The organism is Rhodococcus sp. IEGM 1330 (assembly GCF_033142445.1).
Lineage (GTDB): Bacteria > Actinomycetota > Actinomycetes > Mycobacteriales > Mycobacteriaceae > Rhodococcoides.
Window position 1 is genome coordinate 15310 of record NZ_JAWLSB010000012.1, and the last position, 19513, is coordinate 34822.

General features: G+C 64.5%; 19 protein-coding genes. 6 read left to right on the plus strand and 13 right to left on the minus strand.

Annotated features, from left to right (window positions below; all coding sequences use genetic code 11):
* The 4 genes from R4P57_RS23130 to R4P57_RS23145 all read right to left on the minus strand — a co-directional run.
* Positions 1 to 689 (minus strand): SDR family oxidoreductase (locus R4P57_RS23130; protein WP_317805205.1); only part of this gene is annotated, 689 nt, incomplete at its 3' end.
* A 116-nt stretch (positions 690 to 805) separates the two neighbouring features.
* Entirely contained in the window at positions 806 to 1654 is an 849-nt protein-coding gene (locus R4P57_RS23135) for a 3-hydroxybutyryl-CoA dehydrogenase (RefSeq protein WP_317805329.1), read from the minus strand.
* 5 nt (positions 1655 to 1659) lie between these two features.
* A complete protein-coding gene (locus R4P57_RS23140; RefSeq protein WP_121871344.1) occupies positions 1660 to 2826 on the minus strand; it encodes an acyl-CoA dehydrogenase in 1167 nt (388 codons plus the stop codon).
* Positions 2827 to 2966: 140 nt separating this feature from the next.
* Complete coding sequence (locus R4P57_RS23145; protein ID WP_317805206.1) at positions 2967 to 3614, minus strand: TetR family transcriptional regulator; 648 nt, start codon at positions 3612 to 3614, stop codon at positions 2967 to 2969.
* 116 nt (positions 3615 to 3730) lie between these two features.
* On the opposite strand from R4P57_RS23145, the gene R4P57_RS23150 reads away from it, so the two are divergent.
* The 3 genes from R4P57_RS23150 (at position 3731) to R4P57_RS23160 (ending at position 7339) form a co-directional block, all read left to right on the plus strand.
* Positions 3731 to 4075, plus strand: coding sequence for an ArsR/SmtB family transcription factor (locus tag R4P57_RS23150; RefSeq protein WP_068048960.1), 345 nt, complete (start codon positions 3731 to 3733; stop codon positions 4073 to 4075).
* 108 nt (positions 4076 to 4183) lie between these two features.
* The gene (locus R4P57_RS23155; protein WP_317805207.1) at positions 4184 to 5881 is read left to right on the plus strand and encodes a SulP family inorganic anion transporter; all 1698 of its coding nucleotides are present in this window, start codon (positions 4184 to 4186) and stop codon (positions 5879 to 5881) included.
* Between the two features lie 39 nt (positions 5882 to 5920).
* Positions 5921 to 7339 carry a xylulokinase gene (locus R4P57_RS23160; RefSeq protein WP_317805208.1) on the plus strand — a complete coding sequence of 473 codons (1419 nt, stop codon included), beginning with the start codon at positions 5921 to 5923 and terminating at the stop codon, positions 7337 to 7339.
* 52 nt (positions 7340 to 7391) lie between these two features.
* Here R4P57_RS23160 and R4P57_RS23165 read toward each other — a convergent pair whose 3' ends face one another.
* The 7 genes from R4P57_RS23165 to R4P57_RS23195 all read right to left on the minus strand — a co-directional run bounded on the left by R4P57_RS23165 (position 7392) and on the right by R4P57_RS23195 (position 14760).
* The gene (locus R4P57_RS23165) at positions 7392 to 8465 is read right to left on the minus strand and encodes an SDR family oxidoreductase (RefSeq protein WP_317805209.1); all 1074 of its coding nucleotides are present in this window, start codon (positions 8463 to 8465) and stop codon (positions 7392 to 7394) included.
* Between the two features lie 49 nt (positions 8466 to 8514).
* The gene (locus tag R4P57_RS23170; protein WP_411742421.1) at positions 8515 to 9252 is read right to left on the minus strand and encodes a sulfite exporter TauE/SafE family protein; all 738 of its coding nucleotides are present in this window, start codon (positions 9250 to 9252) and stop codon (positions 8515 to 8517) included.
* Entirely contained in the window at positions 9252 to 10247 is a 996-nt protein-coding gene (locus R4P57_RS23175) for an oligopeptide/dipeptide ABC transporter ATP-binding protein (RefSeq protein WP_317805210.1), read from the minus strand. The genes R4P57_RS23170 and R4P57_RS23175 overlap by 1 nt, the downstream gene beginning before the upstream one ends.
* The gene (locus R4P57_RS23180; RefSeq protein WP_317805211.1) at positions 10240 to 11259 is read right to left on the minus strand and encodes an ABC transporter ATP-binding protein; all 1020 of its coding nucleotides are present in this window, start codon (positions 11257 to 11259) and stop codon (positions 10240 to 10242) included. Before R4P57_RS23180 ends, R4P57_RS23175 begins: the two co-directional genes overlap by 8 nt.
* Positions 11256 to 12179 (minus strand): ABC transporter permease, encoded by a 924-nt coding sequence (locus R4P57_RS23185; protein ID WP_317805332.1) that lies wholly within the window; start codon positions 12177 to 12179, stop codon positions 11256 to 11258. The genes R4P57_RS23180 and R4P57_RS23185 overlap by 4 nt, the downstream gene beginning before the upstream one ends.
* Before the next feature lie 72 nt (positions 12180 to 12251).
* Positions 12252 to 13181, minus strand: coding sequence for an ABC transporter permease (locus R4P57_RS23190; RefSeq protein WP_317805212.1), 930 nt, complete (start codon positions 13179 to 13181; stop codon positions 12252 to 12254).
* Position 13182: 1 nt separating this feature from the next.
* A complete protein-coding gene (locus R4P57_RS23195) occupies positions 13183 to 14760 on the minus strand; it encodes an ABC transporter substrate-binding protein (protein WP_317805213.1) in 1578 nt (525 codons plus the stop codon).
* A gap of 338 nt (positions 14761 to 15098) precedes the next feature.
* Here R4P57_RS23195 and R4P57_RS23200 point away from each other — a divergent pair, with 338 nt between their 5' ends.
* Together R4P57_RS23200 and R4P57_RS23205 are read left to right on the plus strand one after the other, a co-directional pair.
* Positions 15099 to 16094, plus strand: a complete 996-nt coding sequence (locus R4P57_RS23200; protein WP_317805214.1) for a 2-hydroxyacid dehydrogenase — start codon at positions 15099 to 15101, stop codon at positions 16092 to 16094.
* Positions 16091 to 16486: a universal stress protein gene (locus tag R4P57_RS23205; protein WP_317805216.1), complete on the plus strand. Its 396-nt coding sequence runs from the start codon at positions 16091 to 16093 to the stop codon at positions 16484 to 16486. Before R4P57_RS23200 ends, R4P57_RS23205 begins: the two co-directional genes overlap by 4 nt.
* Before the next feature lie 7 nt (positions 16487 to 16493).
* Here the strand turns inward: R4P57_RS23205 and R4P57_RS23210 are convergent, their stop codons facing one another.
* Positions 16494 to 16670, minus strand: coding sequence for a hypothetical protein (locus R4P57_RS23210; protein WP_317805217.1), 177 nt, complete (start codon positions 16668 to 16670; stop codon positions 16494 to 16496).
* 262 nt (positions 16671 to 16932) lie between these two features.
* The gene (locus tag R4P57_RS23215; RefSeq protein ID WP_317805218.1) at positions 16933 to 17826 is read right to left on the minus strand and encodes a LysR substrate-binding domain-containing protein; all 894 of its coding nucleotides are present in this window, start codon (positions 17824 to 17826) and stop codon (positions 16933 to 16935) included.
* Between the two features lie 171 nt (positions 17827 to 17997).
* Here R4P57_RS23215 and R4P57_RS23220 point away from each other — a divergent pair, with 171 nt between their 5' ends.
* Positions 17998 to 19506: a SulP family inorganic anion transporter gene (locus tag R4P57_RS23220; protein ID WP_317805219.1), complete on the plus strand. Its 1509-nt coding sequence runs from the start codon at positions 17998 to 18000 to the stop codon at positions 19504 to 19506.
* Positions 19507 to 19513: the final 7 nt, after the last annotated feature.

Sequence of the window (19513 nt, forward strand, 5' to 3'; positions counted from 1 at the left end):
TGGGGATCAGGGGGGGGGGGTTGGGGGGGTTGGGGGGGGGGGTCCTTATTTTTTTGGGGGGGGCCCGCCCCCCGGGCTGGGGGGCCGCGGGGGGGGGGGCCCCCCCACTTCTCGACACCCTCGGTGTGGGTCGGTCCGACTATCACCGAATTGACCGTAACGCCCGTCCCCGCAGCAGCTTTCGCAAATCCACGGGTCACTGCGAGTAGGGCGGTCTTCGTCATTCCGTAATGGATCATCTCCTCGGGAATGACGACCGCGGAATCGCTGCAGATGTTCTGAATTCGACCCCACCCCGCGTCGGTCATTGCCGGCAGATACGTGCGGATGAGCCGAATTGCCGAGAGTACGTTCACCTCGAAATAACGTCGCCATTCGTCGTCGTCGATGTCGAGAGCGGGTTTGGCTCCGAAGATTCCGAGGTTGTTCACCAGAATGTCGACCACCGGAACCTTTGCGACCAGCGTCTCTACCCCTTCGGCCGTCGCGAGATCAGCTGCCACGACGATCACTCGTGCACCGGGTACCTCGGTGAGCAGTTGTTCTTCGGCCGAATCGAGCGCGGATGCGCTGCGTCCGTTGAGTACGACGCGCGCACCGGCACGGGCCAATTCGGTGGCAATCGCCAGTCCGATGCCTTGGCTGGAGCCGGAGATCAATGCGGTGCGGCCGTCGAGATCGATGTTCATGAAGCCTCCCAGTGTTGTGGAACGACTCCAGTGTGCGCCTCCCGAACGGATGAATGTGGCATTCAGCTTCCCCAAGAAGCTGAATGCCACATTCATCCAAAAGAGGCGGGGGACTACTACGAATACGTGTAGAAACCCTTACCGGTTTTGCGGCCCAGCATGCCGGCGTCCACCATGCGCTGCAGCAGCGGCGGCGGGGCGTAGTGCGGCTCGCGGAACTCCGCGTACAGCGACTCGGCCACCGCGAGGGTGACGTCGAGGCCGACGGTGTCGGTCAGACGCAACGGGCCCATGGGGTGTGCGCAACCGTTGACCATGCCCTCGTCGATGTCCTCCGCGCTGGCGAAGCCGGACTCGAGCATGCGGATGGCCGAAACCATGTACGGGATGAGCAAGGCATTGACGATGAATCCGGCGCGATCGCCTGCGCGGATCGTCTTCTTGCCCAGCGTGTTTCCGGCGTAGTCCGTCACCGCTGCAACGGTTTCTTCGCTGGTGAGCAGGCTGACGACGATCTCCACCAACGGCAGCACCGGCACGGGGTTGAAGAAGTGCACTCCGACGACCTTGTCGGGACGCTTCGTCGCGTTGGCCATCTTGATGACCGGGATCGACGAGGTGTTGGTCGCCAGGATTCCCTCGGGTTTGACGATGGAATCGAGCTTGCCGAACAGATCCAGCTTCAGCGATTCGATCTCGGGTGCCGCTTCCACCACGAGGTCACGGTCTGCGAAGTCGTTGATGTCCAGAGTCAACGTGATTGCAGCACGGGACTTCTCGGCCGCGTCGGCTTCGATGCGGCCGGACTTGACGGCGCGGGCGAAGGACTTGTCGAGGCGGGCTTCGGCTGCGTCGGCGGTGGCCTGGCTCGTTTCCAGAATCAGCACCGAACTGCCGGAACGAGCACACATCTCGGCGATGCCGGCTCCCATGGTGCCGCCGCCGATGACACCTACGAGGTTGATGTCGCTCATTTGAGCAGCGCCCGCGACATGACGACACGCTGAATCTGGTTGGTGCCCTCGTAGATCTGGGTGATCTTGGCGTCGCGCATCATGCGCTCGACCGGGAAGTCGGTGGTGTAGCCGGCACCGCCGAAGAGCTGCACGGCGTCGGTGGTCACCTCCATGGCCACGTCGGAAGCGAAGCACTTCGCTGCCGCGGAGATGAATCCCAGGTTCTTCTCACCGCGCTCGGCGCGAGCCGCGGAGCTGTAGACCATCAGACGAGCGGCTTCGACCTTCATCGCCATGTCGGCGAGCATGAACTGCACGGCCTGGAAGCTCGAGATCGCGTTGCCGAACTGCTTGCGGTCCTTGGTGTATGCGATGGCTGCGTCGAGGGCACCCTGTGCCAGGCCGACGGCCTGTGCGCCGATGGTGGGGCGGGTGTGGTCGAGCGTTTCCAGCGCAGTCTTGAAGCCGGTACCGGGATCGCCGATGATGCGATCGCCGGGGATCTTGCAGTTCTCGAAGTACAGCTCGGTGGTGGGCGAGCCCTTGATGCCGAGCTTCTTCTCTTTCGGGCCGATACTGAAGCCCTCGTCGTCGATGTGCACGATGAACGACGAGATGCCGTTGGCACCCTTGTCGGGATCGGTCACGGCCATGACCGTGTACCACTCGGACTTGCCACCGTTGGTGATCCAACACTTGGCACCGTTGAGGATCCAGTCGTCACCGTCTGCTTTGGCGCGGGTTCGCATGGCGGCCGCGTCGGATCCTGCTTCGCGCTCGGACAGGGCGTACGACGCCATCGCGCCACCGGCCAGGGACGGCAGGACCTGCTTCTTGAGTTCCTCGGAACCCTTGAGGATCAGACCCATCGTGCCGAGCTTGTTGACCGCGGGGATCAGCGAGGACGAGCCGCAGACGCGTGCGACCTCTTCGATGACGATGCAGGCAGCGACAGAATCGGCACCCTGGCCGTCGTATTCCTCGGGAACGTGGATGGCGTTGAAGCCCGAGGCATTCAGCGCTTTGAGTGCTTCCTCGGGGAAGCGGGAGTCCTCGTCGACCTCTTTGGCGTACGGAGCGATCTCCTTCTCCGAGAGCGCCCGAATGGCCGCGCGCAGTTCGTCGTGCTCTTCGGGCGATTGATACAGATCGAAGTCGGGATTTCCGGCCATGTCGGCCACGCTCCTCGGTGTGTCGGGGTAGCACTGCCCACGCGGGGGCACTCAGTGCCAAGGATGCGCCCAGTGTACGACTGCACGTCGCATGATTCAAGACCGGATGTGCATCAGACGGCACTGAGTGCCACGTTGCGGCGTCGAGCTCACGTTGTTGTGTGATCTGCCAACGCGTCGACGACTTTGCTGACCGATGTGCCCCGAGGGAAGGACGCAACGACGATCTCGCCGACGAACTGTGCGCGCACTTGCGCCAACGCAGACCGAAGATCGCCGACGGAGGTGGGCAGGCCGTCGCGGATCATCCGCCGCAGGATGTAGTTGTGCGTCGCGGTCACCGAGGCGGAGAACTGCAGGATCTCCAAGTGGGAATGATCGGGCAGCACTCGCTGTAGGTGTTCGACGAAGAGTCGGTCGTAGCGGAACACGGTGACGATTTCTCGGTCGCGCAGTGCGGGGATCTTGTGGACCACCTGGTAGCGCAGCCGCGACATGTCCTGCCACTCGGAAAACCGCTCGTACACCAACTGCGCGGCATCGCATACTGCCCGCCAGGGATCGCCCTCGTTCGATTCGAGGAACGCGCCGGCCTGCTCGAGCAGTATTTCGTGATCGGCGAAGACGACGTCTTCCTTGGCGCGGAACTGACGAAAGAATGTCCGACGCGAGATTCCAGCGGCACCGGCGATGTCGTCCACCGTCGTCGACTCGTAGCCCTTGACGGAGAACAGGTCGAGGGCCGCGGTGGCCACGGTGAGCCTGAAGTCGGTGGATTCTTCGGGGTCTCCGCGCATGGGAGTGAACGTAGTCGAGTTTCGGGACAGGCAGGGAGGTCGTCCAGTTCCGTCTGTTGATTGCTAGTGTTCGCAAGTAGCCTGCTGCGCGGTGGCGGGTGCCAGGGGAGGACTTCATGGCCACGGATTCGAGCCGGCCGCTCTACAGAATGAAAGCCGACTTCTTCAAGACGTTGGCGCATCCCGCCCGTATTCGGGTGCTGGAATTGCTGAGCGAGCGCGAGCATGCCGTGTCCGAGATGCTTCCGGAAATCGGCATCGAGCCGGCCAATCTGTCCCAGCAGTTGTCCATCCTGCGGCGCGCCGGTCTCATCGAAGGCACTCGGGAAGGCCTGTCGGTGTCCTACACGTTGACGTCGCCGAAGGTGGCGGACCTGTTGGTCGTTGCGCGGGAAATACTCACGGGAGTGGTGGCCAACCAGGCCGAGCTGCTGGAAGGCGAGTCCGGAGCGCGCACCTGACCCGACGGCCTCGGATGGTCTGGCTCACGTCGCTGTTCACCTGATTCATTACTTGCTAAACTTAGCAATCAGATGGATCAGGATCGATGAGTTCTCAGAGAGCGTCACATGTCCGAACCGACGAAACCCGACCGTAAGACCGACGCCTCGAGGGCTGTCACAGCGCTCCTGCCCAGATGGAGCGAGTGGAAACCCGCCTTCCGCGCGCCCGGTGCGGATCTGCTCGCCGGTCTGATCGTGGCCCTTGTCGCGTTGCCGCTTGCGCTCGGCTTCGGCGTCAGTACCGGGCTGGGTGCAGCGGCCGGCCTGACCACGGCGATCATCGCGGGAGTCGTCGCCGCGGTGTTCGGCGGATCACGGTTCCAGGTGTCCGGTCCGACCGGTGCCATGACGGTGGTGCTCGTGCCGATCGTCGCCGAATACGGGCCGACCGGAGTGCTCGCCGTCGGGCTGATGGCCGGGGTCATCCTGCTCGCGCTCGCCGCTGCCGGCGTCGGTCGAGCCGTCCGGTACATGCCGGCACCCGTCATCGAAGGGTTCACTGCAGGCATCGCCGTCGTCATTGCGCTGCAACAGGTTCCGTCGGCCCTGGGTATCACCGACGCCGAGGGTGAGAAGGTGTGGCAATCCGCGTTCGACGCGGTGCGCTCGTTCGTCTCGCACGCGAGCGTTCTGACACCCACCGTGGCCGTCACGGTCGCGATCGTCATGCTCGTCGGTGGCCGCCTGGCTCCGAAAGTCCCGTTCTCTTTGGTTGCGGTCGCCGGAGCAACGGTGATCACCCAACTGTTCGACCTCGACATCGCCCGCATCGGCACCATTCCGTCGTCGTTGTCCGCCCCAAGCCTGAGCTTCTTCCACCTCGGTGACGTGACGGCGTTGTTGGCACCGGCATTCGCCGTCGCTGCGCTGGCGGCCCTGGAATCACTGCTGTCCGCGACCGCGGCGGACTCGATGGGCGTCGGCGCGCGGCACAACCCCGACCGTGAACTGTTCGGGCAAGGGCTGGCGAACATCGCCGCGCCGTTGTTCGGCGGGATCCCCGCCACCGGTGCCATCGCCCGCACTGCCGTCAACGTTCGATCCGGAGCACGCACCAGGCTCGCCGCGCTCACCCATGCCGTGATCCTCGCCGCGATCATGTACTCCGCCGCGGGCTTGGTGGCCGACATTCCACTCGCAGCCCTCGCCGGGGTGCTCCTGGCGACGACGGTACGCATGGTCGAAACGGCGTCCATCCGGGCAATTTCCCGCGCCGGTCGTGGAGATACCGTGGTGATGGTGTCGACCTTTCTCGTCACGGTCGTCTTCGACCTGGTGACGGCGGTGGCGGTCGGTGTCGGGTTCGCTGCGGTGCTGGCCCTGCGCGCCGTCGCGCGATCGGCCACGGTCGAGCAGGTTCCCCTGGATGCTCTCGACGCGGTCTCGAATGAAGAAGAAGACTTGCTGCGCGAGCACATCGTCGCCTACCGGATCGACGGCGCTCTGTTCTTCGGAGCCGCGCACAGCTTTCTGCTCGAGCTCGCCGACGTGTCGGACGTGAAAGTGGTGATCCTGCGCATGTCACGAGTGACCACCATCGATGCCACCGGAGCCATCGTCCTCAAGGACACGATCACCGCGCTCGAACACCGACACATCACCGTCCTCGTCTCCGCAGCCAAACCCGAACATGTGCGGCCGATGACGGCGCTGGGTGTGTTCACCACCAAGGACGACGAGGCGCGCCGTGTTTTCGAGACCACGCCGCAGGCCATCGCCTATGCGCGCACCGTCGTGACCGAGGCGGTCCAACCCCGCGGGTAGGGTCCAAGTCACACTTGCGTAGGAAAGGACCGGCTCATCGTGGCTCTCGTTGCAGGAATCGACTCCTCCACCCAATCGTGCAAAGTCTTCGTTCGCGATGCCGAATCGGGAGAGTTGGTGCGCCAGGGACGAGCCGCCCATCCCGACGGCACCGAGATCGACCCGCAGCGCTGGAAAGACGCGCTCGACGAGGCAGTCGCAGCAGCAGGCGGACTCGACGATGTGGACGCGGTGTCGGTCGGTGCGCAGCAGCACGGCATGGTCTGTCTCGACGAGCCAGGAGCAGTGGTCCGTAAAGCCCTGCTGTGGAACGACACTCGGTCGGCGCAGGCCGCGTCGGACTTGGTGTCCGAGCTGGGGAAGGAGACCGGCGTCGACGGAGGGCAGGCCTGGGCCGACGCCGTCGGAGTGGTCCCCCTGGCCTCGATCACCGTCGCCAAGTTGCGATGGCTTGCCGACCACGAGCCGGAGAACGCCGATCGCACTGCGGCTGTGTGTCTTCCGCACGATTGGCTCAGCTGGCAGCTCGGCGGCGCATCCGGGCTGGGTTCCCTGGCCACCGATCGAGGCGACGCCAGTGGCACCGGGTACTTTTCGGCGGCGTCCGGCGAGTATCGAACAGATCTGTTGCAGTTGGGTTTTCGTGATCGCAATCCGTTGTTGCCGCGAGTGGCCGCGCCGAACGAGGCCATCGGCCGCACGCAGGCCGGGGCGCTGATCGGGCCCGGGACCGGGGACAACGCCGCGGCCGCGCTGGCTCTCGATGCGCAGCCCGGTGACGTGATCGTGTCGGTGGGAACCTCCGGCGTCGTATCGGCGGTGACATCGGCTGCGGCAGCGGACGGTTCGGGTCTCGTCGCTGGATTCGCCGACGCCACCGGCCGGCAGTTGCCGTTGGTGTGCACCCTCAACGCGGCCCGGGTGCTCGATGCGACTGCGCGTCTACTGGGCGTCGACCATGACGAACTGTCTCGATTGGCGCTGTCGACGGTAAGCGAAGGCCTGGTGTTGGTACCCTACCTCGAGGGTGAGCGCACCCCCAACCGTCCCGATGCGTCCGGTGCGATTCACGGCCTGCGACTGAACAATTCGACGCCGGGCCACCTGGCGCGCGCGGCCGTCGAAGGGTTGCTGTGCGGTTTGGCCGACGGCATCGATCACCTGCGGGCACAGGGGGTGGAGACGAAACGGGTGCTTCTCATCGGCGGCGGCGCGAAATCTGCTGCGTTACGAGAGTTGGCCCCGGCGATCCTCGGCGTACCGGTGATCGTGCCCGAGCCGGGTGAATATGTCGCCGACGGTGCCGCGCGCCAGGCCGCGTGGACTCTCGCGGGGACCAGCGAGCCGCCGAAGTGGGCTCAGGGTCGGTCGCAGACGTACGAGGCCGACCCGACCCCGGCGGTCCGTGAGCGGTACGCCGAGGTGCGGGATCTGACCGAGGGCACCACCGCCATGTGAGTGGAACTTCGTAGCAGGGGTCGAAGTTCCGCGCACATGCGGCGAAGCCGCTCTAGGGAATCAGGCGCGCATCGCGGTAGCGCTGCATCACCGAGGCGATGGCGTCCGGGGTCGATCGGAAGCCCAGGAACCCGGCCTTCTTCGACTTGTTCATGTCGGTCAGGCATTCCATGTCGCGGCCGAGGTCACCGTCGGTGTGCCACCACGACGCGAGACGTGAGACGTCGCTTTCGACCAGATCGTGCTTCTCGGCGATGCGCTTCCACGTTGCGGCCGCGTCGGACATGCGGGGTTCGAGTGGTCGAGGCTCGCTGTCGTAGCCCTCGGGCTCGACGCCGAACATGTCGGCGAACTGCGGCCACAGCCAGCGCCAGCGGAAGACGTCACCGTTGGCGATGTTGAAGGCTTCGTTGTGTGCGTTGTCATCGGTTGCGGCCCAGAGCATCTGCTCGGCGAGCAGGTCCGCGTCGGTGAGGTCGGTGAGCCCGTTCCATTGCGTTTCGGAGCCGGGGAACACGAACTTCTCGCCGAGTTCCTTGCAGATCGACGCGTAGACGGACAGCGTCAGCATCATGTTCATCGCATTGCCGACCGCGAAGCCGGAGATGGTGTGGGCGCGGTGCACGCTCCAGCCGAATCCGAACTTCTCCGCACCGGCGAACAGTTCGTCTTCCTGGGCGTAGTAGAAGTTCGGGGTGTCGAGGCGGTCCTCGGTTTCGTGGAACGGCGTCTCGGCCATCACTGCCTCGCCGTAGGCATCGAAAGGTCCGAGGTAGTGCTTGAGGCCGGTCATCAGGGCGACGTGCTTCACCGAATCGAGGGGGCCGAGGACGTTGAGCACGTTGCGTAGCGTCGCCGAATTGACCTCGATGTTCTCCTGCTCCGAGTCCTTCTTCATCCAGGCGGTGAAGAACACGACCTCGGGGCGGACTTCGTTCAGAGCGTCTTCCAGCGAGTTCGGGTCGAGCAGATCGGCGGCCACGGGGATGACACCGTCGACGGGGACACTTCCGCTGCGGCTCAGTCCGTAGGTGGTCCAGCCGGCATCGAGTGCGGCGCGGCACAGGGCCTGCCCGGAGATACCGGTGGCACCGACGATCAGCGCGCGCGTGTTGTTCGTAGTCATTCGCACCGACTACCCACTGGAGCCGATGCGACACGTGACGCGTCGAGCCTCACAACAGAGAAAGAACCTGCTGGGTGACGAGCACGAGCGCGCCGACGGCGGAAACGGTGATCGCGACGATGCGCAGGCGTCGACGGTCGAGAACTCGATTGACCACCCGTGACAGCAGGAAGCCGAGAATCGTCGCCGGGGCCAGGAACACGAACAGCGTGGCCGTATGGGCATCCACAGCGCCGGCCACCGCCAGTACCGCCAGCGAGATGAGCGAGCCGACGAGAAAGAAGCAGCTCATGGTGCTGCGCAGCTCGGCACCGGTGTTGCGTTGCCACACCAGCGCCATCGGGGGTCCGCCGATGGAGGTCGCGGTTCCCAGAATTCCCGACGCGGCCCCGGCTACCACCAGATTGCGTCTGTGCGGCAACGGGACCCAGCCGAACGACGTCAGTGCGACGCCGCCCAACACCACCAGCGCCAGCAGAATCGCGAGTCCGCGTTCGGGCAACAGGACGAGCAGAAGTGCACCCACCATGGAACCGGGTAGGCGACCGGCGAGCGCCCACCCCGCACCCGAGAGGTCGAGGGCCGTGCGATCACGAAACAGCACAAGCACACTGACGACAACGGCGAGCATGATCAGCGTTGCCGGGATGAGGCCGGGGTCGACGATGGCGACGATCGGCGCGGCGAGCATGCCCATGCCGAATCCGATGGACGCCTGCATCGCCGATGCGAAGAAGATGGCCAGGGCGACGACGACGAATCCGGTGACGCTCAGGTGTGTCGCCATCACGTCCCGGCAGCGACGAGGCCGAGATTGCCTGCGACGAGTGGGTAGTGGCATTCGGCGATGTGATCGGCCTCGTCGGCGTCGAGCGCCACCGGGGGTGCTTCACTGGCGCACAGTTCGGTCGCTTTCCAGCAGCGCGTGCGGAACCGGCATCCCGACGGTGGATTCAGCGGTGACGGTACCTCACCCTTCAACAGGATCTTCGTTCCCCGGGTCGACGCGTCGAGTGTGGGTGCCGCCGACATCAATGCCGCGGTGTACGGATGGGCGGGACGCTCGAATACTGCTTCGGTGGCACCGGATTCGACGATACGGCCCAGGTACATCACCGCGACGCGATCGGCGACGTGGCGGACGACCGACAGATCGTGTGAGATGAACACGTAGGAGATGCCGAGTTGCTTCTGCAGGTCGTTGAGCAGGTTGAGGACCTGAGCCTGAACCGAGAGATCGAGTGCCGAGACCGGTTCGTCGCAGATGATCACGTCGGGGTTCAGCGCCAGGGCCCGCGCGATGCCGAGGCGTTGGCGTTGACCGCCGGAAAACTCTTGTGGGAATCGGTTCTCGTCACTCGGCCGAAGTCCCACCAGATGCAGCAGCTCACGCACGCGTGCGGAGCGATCGCGGCGAGTCTTGTAGAGGCTCTTGTGGGTTCGCCAGGGCTCGCCGATGATGTCCCCGGCCGTCATCCGCGAGTTCAGTGAACCGTACGGGTCCTGAAACACCATCTGTACTCGTCGACGCCACGCGAGGAGTTCCTTGCCGCGCAGAGCGAATGGATCGATGCCGTCGAAGGCGACGGTGCCCGAGTCGGGTCGTTCGAGCATCATCAGGGTGCGTGCGAGAGTGGACTTGCCGCAGCCGGATTCGCCCACGAGTCCGAGGGTCTCACCGCGCCGCAGATCCAGGTCGATGGCGTCGAGGGCGCGGAGCTTGCCTCGGCCGACGTCGAAGGTCTTGTTCAGGCCGCGGACGGTCAACAGTTGCTCAGACATGGCTGGATACCTCGTTCGGGAAGTGGCATGCCGACATCCGGCCGGTGCCGACGGATTCGAGCGGAGGGCGAGTACTGATGCAGATGTCGCGGGCGATCGGGCAGCGGGCCTGATACACGCATCCGTCGGGGATGGAATGGAGGTCCGGTGGGGTGCCGCCGATCGACTTCAGATCCTCACCGCGGACGGCGTGTACGGGTACCGAGTCGAGCAGCCCCTTGGTGTACGGGTGTCGCGGTGCGCCGAATACCTCGGACACCGGCCCGGTCTCGACGACGTTTCCCGCGTACATGATCGCGACCTGGTCGGCCTCCTCGGCCACGAGGGCGAGGTCGTGGGTGATGAGTACGACGGCCATATCGTGCTCGGTGCGGAGTTCTTTGAGCAGAGCCATGATCTGAGCCTGCACCGTCACGTCGAGGGCGGTGGTCGGTTCGTCGGCGAGCAGTACCGACGGACTCAGTGCCACGGCCATCGCGATCAGCAGGCGCTGACGCATGCCACCGGAGAACTGGTGCGGGTAGGAATCGGCGCGTGATTCGGGCTCGGGGATACCCACTCGGGCCATCAGCGCGATGGCCTCCGCCCGTGCTTGCTTGCCGGACATGCCGCGATGGATCCGAAACGGCTCGGCCAGTTGGGTTCCCACGGTGTAGACGGGATTGAGGGCGGTGAGCGCGTCCTGGAACACGATGGCCAGTTCGGTGGCCGCGATGGTTCGTCGAACCTTGGTCTTGGCGGTGACCAAGTCGACGTCGCCCATTTCCACCGAGCCGCCGGTGATGTCTGCGATCGGCTCGAGCAACCCGACGATGGCCTGTGCCGTCATCGACTTGCCGCAGCCCGATTCACCCAGCAGAGCAAGGGTTTCACCGCGGCGGGCGCTGAAGGTGACGTTGTCGACGGCGCGAATGACACCCGACGGCGTCCGCAGATCGACGGTCAGTCCGCGCACGTCCAGGGCGACGCTGCCGGAGTCGGGTCGCAGCGTTGCGGTTGCCGGTGCGCTCATGAGACGACCTTTCGTGCGGAGATCAGGCGAGACCGCTTGGAGCGGGGGACATTGAGTCGCCACCGCTGTGCCGGATCGGTGGCGATGCGGGCCCAGGCGGCGAGGACAGTGGCCGAGACGGTCGTCAACACGATAGCCAGGCCGGGGAAGAACGAGAGCCACCACGCAGTCTGCAGATAGGTGCGGCCCTGCGAAACCATCAGGCCCCAGGAGACATCCGGTGGCTGAATGCCTATGCCCAGGAAGCTCAACGACGACTCGGCGAGAATGACGAAGCAGAAGTCCAGAGTCGCAACGGTGAGCAGCGTCGGCAACAGAATCGGGGCAACATGCCGCCGGATCACCGACCCGCTCTTCGCACCGAACGTGCGTGCGGCGTCGACGAACAGCCGACTCTGCAACTCGGCCGACTCGGCGCGGGCGGTACGCAGGTAGATCGGGATACGCGTGACGGTCAGAACCAGAACGATGTTCGCGGCACTGGGGGAGAAGACGTAGAGCACCACCACGGCCATCAGCAACGACGGGAAGCTGAGGATGACATCGGCGACACGCATCGCTGCGGTCTCGCGCCATCCGCGGTGGAAACCGGCCCACATGCCGATGAACGAGCCGATGACCGCCGAGAGGATCACGGCTGGAATGGCCACCGAGAGTGTGGTTCTGCTCGCCACGACCAGTCGGGCGAACATGCTGCGCCCCAGTGGATCGGTACCGAGAATGTTCATCCAACCGGTGTCGAGGGTGAACGGTGGGAGGTTGGAGCGGTCCAGATCCTGATCGGTCGCGGAGTCGCCGACCAACATCGGGCCGAAGATCGCGGTGAGGAAGACCAGCACCAGGATCGCGGCGGCGACGGTGGCCACCCTGTCTCGCAGGAGCAGCTTCCACAGCGGAGCCGATGCCTTGCGGGCTTCCATCGGAACCGCAGGTGGAACATCCTCGGGCTCGGACGTTTTCGGTGCTTCGAAGTCGAGTGACATCAGTTTCTCCTAGACCTTCACCTTGTCGCGAACCCGGGCGTCGAGCAGTGCGTAGCAGGCGTCGATGACGATGTTGAGGATGAAGATGCTCACCGCCGTCAACAGAACAGCCGCCTGTAGGACGGCGAAATCGCGCTGCAGGATGGCGTCGATCATCAGCTTTCCGATGCCCGGCCAGCCGAAGATCGCCTCGACGACCACCGCGCCGTTGACGAGGCCGACCATCAGGTCGCCGGCCACGGTCAGGGCCGGTGCCGCGGCGTTGCGCAGCGCATGGTGTGTGACGACGCGGAGATCGCCCGCCCCCTTACTGCGGGCAAGTCGGACGTACGGTGCCGACAGGGCCGAAACCATGGCGCCGCGCACCACCTGAGTCAGCACACCGAGGGGGCGAATGAGCAGCGTGGCGATGGGGAGTACCCAGGAGAGCATTCCGCTGTCCACACCCGAGGTGGGCAACCACCCGAACAGGATGGCGAACACGTAGACGCCCATGATTGCGAACCAGAAGTCGGGGATGCTGGCGGCCGTCATCGACAGCAAGCTGGAGATGCGGTCGGCCAGCGAGTTGGGCCGGTATGCGGCCCAGCATCCGATGATCACGGCGCCGAGGATCGCGAGGAACATCGTCGCGAATGCCAGTTGCAGGGTGGCTGGGAAGGCCCGTAGAGCCATCGCCGCCGCGTCCTCGCCGGTGCGCAGCGACTGACCGAAGTCGAGCTGGACGACGCCTTTGAAGTAGTCCACCAGCTGGGTCAGGACCGGTTGGTCGAAGCCGTTGGTGGCGCGGAAGGCCTCGCGTTGGGCCGCGGTCGCGGACTCGGGTAGGTAGAGGCTGGTCGGGTCGCCGGTGAGACGGGCGAGGAAGAACACGCCAAGCAGGACGACGAACAGCGGGATCAGGCTGGTGTATATCCGTCGGCGCAGAAATCTGAACATGTCAGGGCCTCTCGGTATCGGCGCGGGTCATCGCGGCGAGGTGCATTTCGTCGACCGTGGCCGAGTTCGGGGCGTAGTCGACGGAGTCGGCCTTGGCGAGCACCCCGTTCATGTGTGCGATGAAGGCCATCTGCATGACCTCCTTCGGCTCGTCGGCAAATACTTGTGCGTAGGCATCCTGACGTTCGATGCCGGTCTTCGCCCCCGCCTCGGCTACGCGTGCATCGAATTCGGGAGTGCCACCGGCACTTTGGAATCCATCGCTGCGCAGGTACTGGTCGGCGGTGAACGCGGCGTCACCGGCCTGGTTTCCGTGCTGAATGACGAGCAGATACGGCCCGACCTTCGGGAACGGTCGCTCCTGGTACTCGGCTGTTCCTGCGGAGTCGGTCATCTCGATCGAGACGTTCATTCCGATCTTCGACAAGGCGTTCTGAATGACTTCCAGGGTCTCGTTCACTTTGGGGAACTGGCCTGTGCGTCCGATCATTCTGATCGGGGTGTCCACGGGAACTCCGTCGGCGCGGGCCTCGTCGAGGAGAGCTCTGGCCTTGTCGGGATCGTAGGGCCAGGGTGTCAGCTCGTCGTTGTAGCCGATGACGCCTTCCGAAATAAGCTGCGCAGCAGGCTCTCCGAGTCCACGGAACAGGGCCTTGACGATGCCGTCGCGGTTGACGGAGTAATTGATGGCCTGCCGAACACGGATGTCGTCGAGCGGGGTCTCTTCGAGTTGTATTCGCACGGCCGTGGTTTCGTTGTTCGGGTAGGCGACACCCAGCTCTCCGGCACCGTCCTCGGGTCCGAGTGACGTTGCGAGCTCGGCCTCACCGTTGAGGACCATGGAGGCCCGGACGCTTCCCTCACTTCGCCACTGGTAGTCGGCGCGTGCGTAGTCCGGTGCGTCGCCCCAGTAGGTCTCGTTTCTGACGAGGGACAGCTTTTGTCCGGCGTTCCAGTAGTCGATGACGTACGGTCCCGTGCCGATCGGCTGGCGGACTCGTTCGGTCATGCTGGTGGTCCGCGGCACCATCTCGATGAACGACACCCGGAGCGGGAGGATGGGGTCGGCCTCCGGCGCGGCGACGGTCAGAGTCAGTGGATCGACGACAGTCACCGTCAGGTCGGCGTCGCCGAAAACGTAGCCCTCCACATTGCAGGCGAGATCGGAGTTGACGGTCCGTTCGATCGAGTGGGCGGCGTCTGCTGCCTCGAACGGGCTGCCGTCGCTGAACGTGACGCCGGGGTGGAGCCGGAACGTCCATTCTCGGTCGGAGTTCTGTACCCAGGATTCGGCCAGCTTGGGTTCGAGCGCGCCGGTGCTCGGATTTCGTTCGGCGAGTGGCTCGGTGATGTTCGAGCGCGTCACGACGCCGATGGCCGTCATCGACACATCGCATGCCTCGAGTGTCGGCGGTTCCTCCTGAAGGACGATTCGGAGCGTGTCCGCGTTGCCGGCGTCGCCGTTGTTGGAATTGGCGACGGTGCATCCGCTGGCGACAAGTGAAAGTGACAGTGCGCCAACAGCTATTGCGGCGACGCGATGGGTCCGTCCCTGCTGCACGGAGAGTGCAGGGCTCATGATGGCCTCCAGTGGGAAAAGGATCCGCGTCTGCGAGTCGCAGCCGAATCTGTGACGGTAGACACACGGTAGGAGTGCGCGAAGTCCACCGTCAACCGGACATTTCCGGCTTTGTGGCAGTTCTGTGGGTCACATCGGCAGTCATTCCCTGCTTTGGATCACATAGGCAGTGGACTGACCAGGCCGGATGGCACGTCTGGTAAGGGCAGCCTGTGCCGATACGGCGTGGTCCATGCCGTTTGGGTATCGGTCCATGTTATTTACGTGTTGGACAGGTATTCCGGAAGCGGAATACCGTACAGGAAAAGCGCACGCTCCACCATCTCGCGAGGAGAACAATGGTTACCGTCAGCTCAACGAAACCGACTGCATCCAAGGAGGATTCGCGCCGAGCCGGTCGGGTACTCCGAGTCGGACCGCTCAAGCCTTCGCTGATGGACACCTTGAATTCAGACTACGACGCATTGGTCCTCCCCGACGGCGAGGACCGCGACGACTTTCTGACCGCACACGGTGACTCGATCACCGCGGTCGTCACCTCCGGTCGGACCGGCGTCGACGCCCCGCTGATGAAGCGGCTGCCGCAGCTGGGAGCAGTCGTCCACTTCGGCGTCGGGTACGACACCACCGACGTGGCGGCGGCGGACGAACGCGGCATCGCCGTCAGCAACACTCCGGATGTGTTGACCGACTGCGTCGCAGATCTGGCCGTCGGATTGGTGATCGACACCGTGCGCGGGCTCTCGTCCGCCGAGCGATTCGTTCGGGCGGGCCGCTGGCCGGCCGAGGGCAACAGTCCACTGACGCGTCAGGTCACCGGCAAGCGCGTCGGTATCATCGGCCTCGGCCGCATCGGTTCGGCAATTGCCGAACGGCTCAACGGTTTTCGATGCACCATCTCGTACCACAATCGCAACGAGATCGACGGCTCCCCGTACACGTACGCAGCCAGTCCTCAGGTGCTCGCCGGCAGCGTCGATGTGCTGATCGTCGCCGCGTCCGGTGGTTCGGGAACCGCCCATCTCGTGGACCGCTCGGTGCTCGAAGCGCTGGGGCCGCAGGGATACCTGATCAACGTGGCGCGCGGAAGCGTCGTCGACGAGGGGGCACTCATCGAGCTGCTCGCGGCGGGGCAGCTCGCCGGAGCCGGTCTGGACGTGTTCGCACACGAACCGAACGTGCCCGACGCCCTGCTGGCCATGGACAACGTGGTCTTGCTGCCGCACGTGGGCAGCGGAACGGTGGAGACCCGCGCCGCAATGGAAGCGCTCACGCTCGAAAACCTCGATCGATTCCTGGCCGACGGCACCCTCGTCACGCCGGTGACCCGATGACCGTCATTGTCGGCTACTCGCCGACCACCGAAGGAAAAAGCGCGCTGCCCTTCGCGTTTCGTGAGGCGCTCATGCGCGGAACCGATCTGATCATCGTCGCCGAGGACACCAGCGCGTCCGACGCCGAGTTCGGTGCCACTGTCGAATCGGCCCGAGACGAGGTGTCTGCCGTCGGTGTGACGACCAAGGTCCACGACAACGAGCCCGGCCGCTCACACGCCGACAACCTGATCGACCTGTCGTTCGATGAGCAGGTCCAGCTCGTGGTGATCGGCATCAGACGCCGATCGCCCGTCGGAAAACTGTTCATGGGCAGCATCTCTCAGCGCGTACTGCTGGAGGCCCACTGCCCGGTGACGGCCGTCAAGCCGCCGGTGGGATCGCCGCGCTGAGTAGGCTTCATCGGCGAGTCCTGCCGTGTCGAATCAACACCGCGATGCCAAGTCCGATCAGGGTCAGGATCAGTGGTGCGACTATCGCCATGTTCGAGCCGATCGCAGTGAACAGGACGAACGCTGCAAGGGCCGCGAGGAAGTACACAGCAGCGAAACGTGGTGTCCAGAAAACGGAATGCACGCGATCCTCCTGGGTCGGAACCTGGATGCGGCAGCCGGCGATCTTCCCGGCGGGCGCACCGGTAAATCATAAGGGTAAGTAACGACTGTCCGCTATCCATGTCACGTAGACGGGTGATCGTTGGCCGGGGACGACGTCGCGGTCGAAGTGGGCCGTCAGCGCGCTCAGGCAGACAGCAGCCGGTAGAAGCCCGCGGGTCTCGGTCCGGAGTCGCGGCTGGCTACATCTGGCAATCGCAGACCGCGACCTCACCAGCGACGCATCATGACCACTCACGCGTCGGCAGAACGTCGGACATGAAGCGGTGCAGTGCCGGGTTGTCGTTGTCCACGCGCCAGGCGGCGTCGAGTTCGACGGGCCGTTCCTTGACGGTCCGAACCGGGCGGAACACAACGCCTTCCGGACGCATGGTCGACGCGGACTCCGGCACCAACGCCAATCCGATGCCGGAGCGCACGAGCACCAGCATGGTGTGCACCTGGGTCACGTACTGCACATATCGCGGGGAGACCCCGACGATCGTGAAGGTGCTGATCAGCAATTCGTGGAAGTATCGAGCGTCGACGGGCGAATACATGATGGTCGGCTGCTCGTCGAAGTCCTCCACCGACAGTTCGTCCTTCTCGGCAAGAGGGTGGTCGTGGGGCATGGCTGCAATCAACGACTCGTGCAGCACCGGCCGCGATGCGATTCCCGGTCGCTTGAGCGGGGGTCTGGCCAACCCGAGATCGATATCGCCGACGGCCAAGGACTCCATCTGCACGGCCGAGACCATCTCGCGCAGAACGAGCTTCACATCCGGGAGCTTCTCGCGCGCGGCATCGAGCAACTGTGGCAGCACCGCATGCGCCGATGCGCCTGTGAATCCGACGACCACGGTCCCCAAGTCTCCGGTGGGAACGCGTCGCACAGTGAGTAGTGCGCCTTCGGCAAGGTCGAGGATGCGTCGGGCCTCGGGAAGGAAGGCCAATCCCGCGGCCGTCAGGGTCACCGATCGGCTCGTGCGGTCGATCAGCTGAACACCGACTTCGCTCTCGAGCTGTTGAATCTGCCTGCTCAGTGGCGGCTGCGTCATGTGCAGCCGCTCGGCAGCGCGGCCGAAGTGCAGCTCCTCGGCGACGGCGATGAAGCAGGACAATCTGTTGAGCGAGAACATCGATTCATTCCTTGCATCGCGGAGTGAAATTCGTTGTGCCTTTGTGTATCAATCTAGCGCACTGCTCGACGCCCCGATGATTGGTAACCTTCCCTCCGGTAAGAGTAGAGTTGCCGAGGAAGTGGACGCTGTACCTGTCGCAGTCCCTCGTACTCATCGAACGGAGTTGTCGTGTCTCGAGCTGCCCAGGTGCCTGTCACCGCCGTCGAAGATGTCTCGGTGTTGGGTGCGTTGCGCTCGCCGAGGCGACTCGAGACCGAAGTACTCGCAGGCCTGGTCGTGGCGCTGGCGTTGATTCCTGAAGCCATTTCGTTCTCGATCATCGCCGGGGTCGATCCGCGCGTCGGGCTGTTCGCGTCGTTCACCATGGCCGTCACCATCTCCATCGTCGGTGGCCGACCCGCGATGATCTCCGCGGCCACCGGAGCGATTGCCCTGGTAGTGGCCCCGTTGGCGCGGGAATACGGCCTCGACTACCTCATCGCGGCGGTGATTCTCGGCGGAGTCCTTCAGATCCTGCTCAGCGTGCTCGGCGTCGCCAAACTGATGCGGTTCATCCCGCGCAGCGTGATGATCGGTTTCGTCAACTCTCTCGCCATCCTCATCTTCAGCTCGCAGGTGCCGTACCTGATCGGTGTCCCGTGGCTGGTCTACCCGATGGTCGCCGTGGGTCTGGTCATCATGTTCTTTCTGCCCAAGCTCACCACCGTCGTGCCGGCTCCGTTGATCGCCATCGTGCTACTCACTGGCGTCACACTCGTGTTCGCACTCGCGGTTCCGGATGTGGGCGACGAAGGGGAGCTGCCGTCCTCGCTGCCGTCGTTCCTGATCCCGAATGTGCCGCTCACGTTCGACACACTGTCGATCATTGCGCCGTTCGCGCTGGCCATCGCGTTGGTGGGCCTGCTCGAATCCCTGATGACGGCCAAGCTCGTCGACGACATCACCGATTCGCATTCCAACAAGACTCGCGAGGGGTGGGGCCAGGGTGTGGCCAACCTCGTCACCGGGTTCACCGGCGGCATGGGCGGTTGCGCGATGATCGGCCAGACCATGATCAACGTCAAGGTCTCCGGTGCACGCACGCGGATCTCGACGTTCCTCGCTGGAGTCTTCCTGTTGATCCTCGTGGTCGGACTCGGCGACATCGTCGCGCTGATTCCGATGGCCGCGCTCGTCGCTGTCATGATCATGGTCTCCATCGGAACCTTCGACTGGCACAGCATCAACCCGAAGACGTTGCGGCGCATGCCCAAGAGCGAAACCCTCGTGATGGTCGCGACCGTGGCAGTCACCGTGATCACCCACAACCTCGCGTACGGCGTCGTCGTCGGCGTGGTCACCGCGATGGTGCTGTTCGCCAGGCGGGTTGCACACCTGACCGAGGTGATCGACGTGGCTCATCCCGACGAGGACACTCGCGTCTACGCGGTGAAGGGCGAACTGTTCTTCGCGTCGAGCAACGACCTGATCTATCAGTTCGACTACGTGGGAGATCCGAAGAACATCGTCATCGACATGTCCGAGTCGCACATCTGGGACGCATCGACAGTGGCGACCCTCGACGCCATCACCACCAAGTATGCGGCGAAGGGAAAGACGGTGGAGATAGTCGGCTTGAACGCGCCGTCGACCGAGCGGCACGATCGTCTCAGTGGAAACCTGGGCGGCGAGCACTGACTAGGGT